1 pseudogene is annotated in these 306 nt (G+C 76.8%); it reads right to left on the bottom strand.

What is annotated here, in order from left to right:
• Positions 1 to 306 (bottom strand): annotated as a pseudogene (locus B2742_RS00600) (peptidase M23); the annotation flags it as partial.

Raw genomic sequence — 306 nt, 5'->3', positions numbered from 1 at the left:
TCAGACGCGCCGCGGCGGGCTCGGTTTCTGTTCCGGGCGGCGGCACGGCGGCCCCCAGTGAGCGCAGTCGCGCCTCCAGAACCCGCGTGGCCCGCTCGGCGCTGTCCGCCTCGGCGCGCAGCACGGCCTGCAGCGCGGTCTTGCGGCTGGTCAGGGCCTCGATGCCGGCGCGGCGGTCGCCCCGGGCGCTCTCGGTGGTGAACAGGGCTTCGCTGTTGAGGGCGCTGAGCCGGCGCACGCGCACCACCTCGGCCTGACGGTCGGCCAACCCCTGCGCCCGATCCTGCAACGCCGGGGCCATGGCCC

The organism is Brevundimonas sp. UBA7664 (genome assembly GCF_002483305.1).
Lineage (GTDB): Bacteria > Pseudomonadota > Alphaproteobacteria > Caulobacterales > Caulobacteraceae > Brevundimonas.
This window is presented reverse-complemented; position numbering and strand designations above follow the sequence as displayed.